General features: G+C 55.3%; 5 protein-coding genes. All 5 read left to right on the forward strand.

Annotated elements, in window-relative coordinates; all coding sequences use genetic code 11:
- The first annotated feature begins 75 nt into the window (after nucleotides 1-75).
- Entirely contained in the window at nucleotides 76-459 is a 384-nt protein-coding gene (locus tag ACOSDR_RS15100; RefSeq protein ID WP_420731783.1) for a response regulator transcription factor, read from the forward strand.
- Complete coding sequence (locus ACOSDR_RS15105; protein WP_420731784.1) at nucleotides 456-746, forward strand: hypothetical protein; 291 nt, start codon at nucleotides 456-458, stop codon at nucleotides 744-746. The genes ACOSDR_RS15100 and ACOSDR_RS15105 overlap by 4 nt, the downstream gene beginning before the upstream one ends.
- Nucleotides 746-3,475, forward strand: a complete 2,730-nt coding sequence (locus ACOSDR_RS15110) for an ATP-binding protein (protein ID WP_420731785.1) — start codon at nucleotides 746-748, stop codon at nucleotides 3,473-3,475. The genes ACOSDR_RS15105 and ACOSDR_RS15110 overlap by 1 nt, the downstream gene beginning before the upstream one ends.
- Nucleotides 3,476-3,614: 139 nt before the next feature.
- On the forward strand, nucleotides 3,615-4,724 hold the full coding sequence (locus tag ACOSDR_RS15115) for a dimethylsulfoniopropionate demethylase (protein ID WP_420725483.1): 1,110 nt from the start codon (nucleotides 3,615-3,617) through the stop codon (nucleotides 4,722-4,724).
- A gap of 27 nt (nucleotides 4,725-4,751) precedes the next feature.
- Entirely contained in the window at nucleotides 4,752-5,744 is a 993-nt protein-coding gene (locus tag ACOSDR_RS15120) for an MDR family oxidoreductase (protein WP_420725482.1), read from the forward strand.
- The last annotated feature ends 429 nt before the right edge of the window (nucleotides 5,745-6,173 follow it).

Genomic DNA, 6,173 nt, shown 5'->3' on the forward strand with positions numbered 1-6,173 from the left:
CAACCTGCGGTCCAGCGTTACCGTTCTTTGAATAAGCCGAAACAATCGGCAAGTCGCTATTGGGGAGGGTAGGCTGTGACGACACGTGTATTGGTCGCGGAAGATGAACCAAATATTGTTGAATCCCTCAGTTTCATTCTGATCCGGTCGGGCTGCAACGTAACATCCGTCTCTGATGGCGAAGCCGCCCTAACCAGTATCCGCGCCGAAAAGCCGAATGTCGTCATTCTGGATGTCATGCTGCCAAAAATGAATGGGTTCGAAGTTTTGAAAGCGGTGCGATCCGACGCCTCCGTGAAGGATATCCCGATCATCATCCTGACCGCGAAAGGTCAAAGCCAGGATCGCCGCATGGCTGAAGAGATCGGGGCCAATGCCTTCGTTACCAAGCCCTTTTCTAACCAGCATATAATTGAAACCGTGCAAAAATTGACCAGCTCTTCAGGGGAATTGACATGACGCGCAAGCGACGGGTCCCCATTTCCGGGGCCGCAACCGCAACGGCCATTCGCAAATCCCGCGACATTGCGATGATCATCCCTGTTGTTTTCACCCTGCTGATCATGAAGCCGATGATCCATTTATTCGGACCTGAGCCTGGTTTGGCAGGCATTCCCGCAATCGTCGTTTATGTTTTTGGTCTATGGACATTGGCTGTCGTCTTGACGGCCTGGAATGCACGGCGTTTGAACACGCCCGAAACCAATGACCCCCTGGTCATGGATCCACAGGATTCTCCCCCGTAATGCTGTCGGGCAATCTCGTCTTTGCGGTATCGCTGGGATATGTGATCCTGTTGTTCCTTGTCGCATTCTGGGGCGATAAGAAGGCGCGTACCGGTTCTTCGGCCCTGTTCCAATCACCGCTGATTTATACCTTATCCATTTCAGTCTACTGCACGTCCTGGACATTCTATGGCGCAGTTGGATCGGCGGTTAGAAGCGGGCTGGAATTTGCGACAATCTATATTGGCCCGACCATCGTTTTTATTGGATTCTGGTATCTGTTACGCAAGCTGGTCCGCATCGGGCGCGTCCATCGCATTACCTCTATCGCTGACCTGTTGTCATCCCGCTATGGTAAGGGCGAAAGCCTGGCCGTACTGGTCACCTTGATCGCAGTAATCGGTACAACACCGTATATCGCGCTGCAGCTAAAGGCAGTGACCAATAGTTTTCAGGTAATCAGCGGCACCGTTATAAGCGATCTTGCCCATCCGGTGTTTGGCGATCCAGATTACACAACGGCCTTCTGGATCGCATTTGGCATGGCGATCTTCACTATTGTCTTTGGTACCCGCAATATTGATGCAAACGAACGTCACCATGGGGTGGTCGCCGCTATTGCGCTGGAAGCACTGGTCAAGCTGTTTGCCCTATTGGCGGTCGGGCTGTTTGTTGTGTTTTCTCTGGCGGATGGACCGGGGGAAGTTTTCTCCTGGGCCCCACCTGACTTTCTGAACACTGAGGATGTTTTCGGTCCGCGCTGGGTCAGTCTGACGTTCTTGGCCGCAACCGCCGTGATCTGCCTGCCCCGCCAGTTTCAGGTCACCGTCGTCGAAAATTCGGATGAACGTCACTTGTTCACGGCATCCTGGATGTTCCCGCTTTACCTGATGCTGATCAGTCTGTTTGTGCTGCCAATCGCTATTGCTGGGCTGAAATTTCTGCCGGAAACCGCCAATCCGGACATGTTCGTGCTGACCCTGCCCATGGCGATGAATCAGCATACTTTGGCACTGATTGCATTTCTGGGCGGATTTTCATCGGCGACCTCCATGGTGATTGTTGCCTGCATCGCGCTGTCGACAATGGTATCAAACCACATCGTTATGCCCCTTGCCCTGCGGCTGCCCTGGATTGAGATGAAGGCCAGTGGTGATATTCGAAAACTGCTGCTGTTCAGCCGTCGAGCCAGCATCTGTCTGGTTTTGCTGCTGGGATTCATCTATTTCAGACTGAGCGCGAAATCAGATGCCCTAGCATCCATAGGCCTGATCGCCTTTCTGGGGGTCGCCCAATTCCTGCCCAGTTTGATTGGCGGTCTGTATTGGCGGCAGGCATCCGCAAAAGGGGCATTCGCCGGTCTGGCCGCAGGTTTTATGCTGTGGTTGTACACCCTGTTTTTCCCAAGCTTTGAAGGCCAGTTTGTCATGCCGCTCAGCGTCATTGAAAACGGACCATGGGGGATTGGCTTCCTACAGCCTCAGGCGTTGTTCGGATTAACCGACATGGACCCACTGGTCCATGCCCTGTTCTGGAGCCTGTCGATCAACACATTTCTGTTTGTGATCGTCTCCGTGATTTTTGACCCAAAACCGCTGGAACGGCTACAGGGCGCCCTGTTCATCGATGTTTTCCGCGCACCGGCTGACAATGAATCCCGTTTCATCCGCCGCTATGCCGCCAGCAGCGATCTGTTTGTCCTGGCCCAGCGAATTCTGGGCACCAATACCGCCTATCGCCTGTTCAGCGATTTTGCCAAGAAACAGGGGGTATCCGGCCATCTGCCGCGCGCCGATGATGAGTTTATCGGTCATCTGGAACGGGAACTGGCGGGCAGTGTCGGGGCGGCGACGGCCCGGGCGATGATTTCCCAGGTGGTGAAAGGGGAAACCATCAGCCTGGATGAATTGATGAAGATCGTCGATGAAACGCAGCAGGTCATCGACTACAGTCGACAGTTGGAAGTCAAATCCCACCAGTTGCAGCAAACCGCACGTCAATTGCGCGACGCCAATGAGCGGTTGAAACAACTGGATATGCAGAAAGATGACTTCCTGAGTCAGGTCAGCCATGAACTGCGCACACCCATGACCTCCATTCGCTCCTTCGCACAAATCCTGCTGGAAACGCCAGATATGACTATTGAGGAGACCCAGCGTTTTACCGGCATCATTCTGGAAGAGAGCATGCGCCTGACACGATTGCTGGATGAAATCCTGGACCTGGCACGGTTGGAGGGCGAACAGGTACCCTGGATTCTGCAACGGGTTGATCCAGAAGAAACCCTGGAACGGGCCGTGGCGACCTGTCATGGCCTGGCATCGCAGGCGGACACTAAGATAGAGTTTGGAGCGCGCGCGGCGGGTATTGAGGTTAAAGCGGAAGCCGACCGCCTGCGCCAAGTCTATCTGAATCTGATTACCAATGCGATCAAGTACAACACATCTGATAAGCCCGTTATAACCATTCGCACGACGCTGGAGGATGATCGCTATTGTGTCTATATCCAGGACAATGGCGAAGGAATACGCGCCGATGACAGGGAGCGTATCTTTAAGAAATTCTCCCGAGGATGGCGCGAATCCAAAGATGGCCGCAGCGGGACGGGCCTGGGCCTGGCCATCAGTTGGCAAATCATGCAACGCCTGCAGGGTGACCTGGAATTGCTGCCTCAGACACCGGGAGATGGCGCATGTTTCCGGGTAACGCTGCCCTTCGTTTCCATAAAAACCTCAAAAGCGGCTGAGTGATGCTGCTGCGGGCTGCGATCCCCCCATTCAGATGAAATTCATTCGATTTTCCATGAGTATTTTCGATGTTTCGCTGAACCCCAGACAGGTGTAGGGGAAACATTGAAATGCCGTCATTATTCTCTTTGGAGTTTCGCCCATGACCGCTCCTTTTCTTTCCATTTCTCGCCGCACCCGCAGCACCCCTTTTAGTCGCCGTGTCACCCAGGCCGGGGTTAAGGCCTATACGGTTTACAATCACATGCTGCTGCCCACCGTGTTTAACTCGCTGGAGGATGATTACTTCCATTTGCGAGAGTCGGTGCAGATCTGGGATGTCGCCTGCGAACGTCAGGTCGAAGTGCGCGGACCGGATGCAGCACGCCTGCTGCAATTGCTGACACCGCGCGATTTATCGAACATGCAGATCGGGCAATGCTATTACACCCCGATGGTTGATGAAACCGGCGGTATGATCAATGACCCGGTCACCCTTAAGCTGGCCGACGACCGCTATTGGATTTCAATCGCCGACAGCGACTTGCTGCTGTGGGTGAAGGGCCTGTCTGCCGGAACCCGCATGGATGTTGCAGTCACGGAACCGGATGTGTCCCCCCTGGCGGTGCAAGGCCCGAAAGCGGAAGATGTCGTTGCCGCTGTATTTGGGGAGCGCGTGCGCGGCATCAAATTCTTCCGCTTCGAACCGATGTTGCTGAATGGACAGGAATATATCGTCGCCAGATCCGGTTATTCAAAACAGGGTGGCTTTGAAATCTATCTGCAGGATTCCGCCTATGGCGAAGCGCTGTGGGATGCGATTGAAGAAGCCGGCAAACCCCACGGTATTCGCGCCGGGGGGCCAAACCTGATCGAACGGATTGAGGGAGGCTTGTTGTCCTATGGCAATGACATGACCCGCCTGAACACGCCCCATGAATGCGGTTTGGGGAAATTCTGTCAGACCGTGGATGCCATTGGCTGTATCGGCCGCGACGCCCTGATCCGGACGATCATGGAAGGCCCTCAGCGCATGATCCGTGGCTTGAAGATCAATGCCAGAAACTTACCCTTTACTATTGAACCATGGTCTGTGCTGACCGCTGACGGCCACCATGCCGGACAGGTAACCTCCAGCGCCTGGTCCCCAAGGCTTGAGACCACCGTTGCAATTGCTATGATTGAAAAAGACTATTGGGAACCTGGAACAGCGCTGGTTGTAGACACGCCATCCGGTCCACGCGATGCACAGGTTGTATCGCTGCCCTTGTAAAAGCCGAAATCGTTTGAAAGGAAGTCCATGTTCAAAGCACTGATCGTCGACAAAGACCCGGAAGGCGCGGTTTCCGCCCAGATTCAGGACATTTCTGAAGACCGGTTGCCCGAAGACGGGGATGTCACCGTTGCGGTCGACTATTCCACCGTGAATTATAAGGATGGTCTGTGCATTACCGGGACAGGTGGGCTGGTTCGGACCTTTCCCCATGTGCCCGGTATTGATTTCGCTGGCACCGTAGAATCATCAGACGACCCCCGGTACAAGCCGGGCGACAAGGTTGTTCTGACTGGCTGGCGCGTGGGCGAAATCTGGTGGGGCGGTTATGCCCAAAAGGCGCGGGTCAAGGCCGATTGGCTGGTCCCCCTGCCCGAGGGTTTATCGACGAAACGCGCCATGGCGGTTGGCACAGCCGGTTTCACCGCCATGCTGTCCGTTCTGGCCTTGGAAGCGCATGGCCTAAAACCGGGCGGCGCGCCTGTGCTGGTCACTGGGGCTGCGGGTGGCGTAGGCTCTGTTGCCACCGCGATTCTGGCGAAACTGGGCTATGAAGTAGCCGCCGTGACAGGACGACCTGAAACATCGGACTATCTGAAAGACCTGGGCGCCAGCCAGATCGTGGCTCGGGAAGAACTTGCCGAACCGTCCGGAAAACCACTGGAAAAGGAATTGTGGTCTGGCTGCATCGATGCCGTTGGTGGCAGCATGCTAGCAAAGGTCTTAACGCAAATCTGCTATGGTGGTTCCGTTGCTGCCGTCGGTCTGGCGGGCGGCCCGAAACTGCCCACAACCGTGATCCCCTTCCTGCTGCGCGGTGTAAACCTGTTGGGCATCGACAGTGTCATGCGCCCAACCGCCGACCGCCTTGCCGCCTGGGACCGCATCGTCACAGACCTGCCCTTCGATAAGCTGGACGCAATGGTCGTGGATAAGAAACTAGGCGACCTGCCTGATTTGGGCCCAGCCATTCTGAAGGGTCAAATCCGTGGTCGTGTCGTCGTCGATGTGAACGCGTAACGCCCTTTCCTTCGAGACGGCGCTGTCGCGCCTCCTCAGGATGAGATTTTAGCCCACACATGTCTTACCCGCGCAGGCGAATATCCAGGGCCAAATGTCCAACTCTCTGCCTGCGGCTCTGGACCCCGGATCACGTCCGGGGTGACGGTCCTAGTTTCTAAATAAGGTGAAAACGCAGAGACCGCTGAGTAACGCAGAGGGCTCAAAGGCAGCACCACGCCCTCAGCGTCCTTTGCGCCTTCTCCGCGCCCTTTGCGGTAAATCTTTAAAATATAGTCCTCGTCTTACCCGCGCAGGCGGGTATCCAGGGCCAAATGTCCAACTCTCTGCCTGCGGCTCTGGACCCCGGATCACGTCCGGGGTGACGGTCCTAGTTTCTAAATAAGGTGAAAACGCAGAGACCGCTGAGTAACGCAGAGGGCTCAAAGG

Origin of the sequence: Hwanghaeella sp. 1Z406, from assembly GCF_048892425.1 — a bacterium.
In the GTDB taxonomy this organism is placed as follows: domain Bacteria; phylum Pseudomonadota; class Alphaproteobacteria; order UBA8366; family Aestuariispiraceae; genus Pacificispira.

Coding starts and splice junctions, on each gene's coding strand:
- ACOSDR_RS15105 (WP_420731784.1), top strand. CDS start 456: ATGACGCGCAAGCGACGGGTCCCCATTTCCGGGGCCGCAACCGCAACG.
- ACOSDR_RS15110 (WP_420731785.1), top strand. CDS start 746: ATGCTGTCGGGCAATCTCGTCTTTGCGGTATCGCTGGGATATGTGATC.
- ACOSDR_RS15115 (WP_420725483.1), top strand. CDS start 3,615: ATGACCGCTCCTTTTCTTTCCATTTCTCGCCGCACCCGCAGCACCCCT.
- ACOSDR_RS15120 (WP_420725482.1), top strand. CDS start 4,752: ATGTTCAAAGCACTGATCGTCGACAAAGACCCGGAAGGCGCGGTTTCC.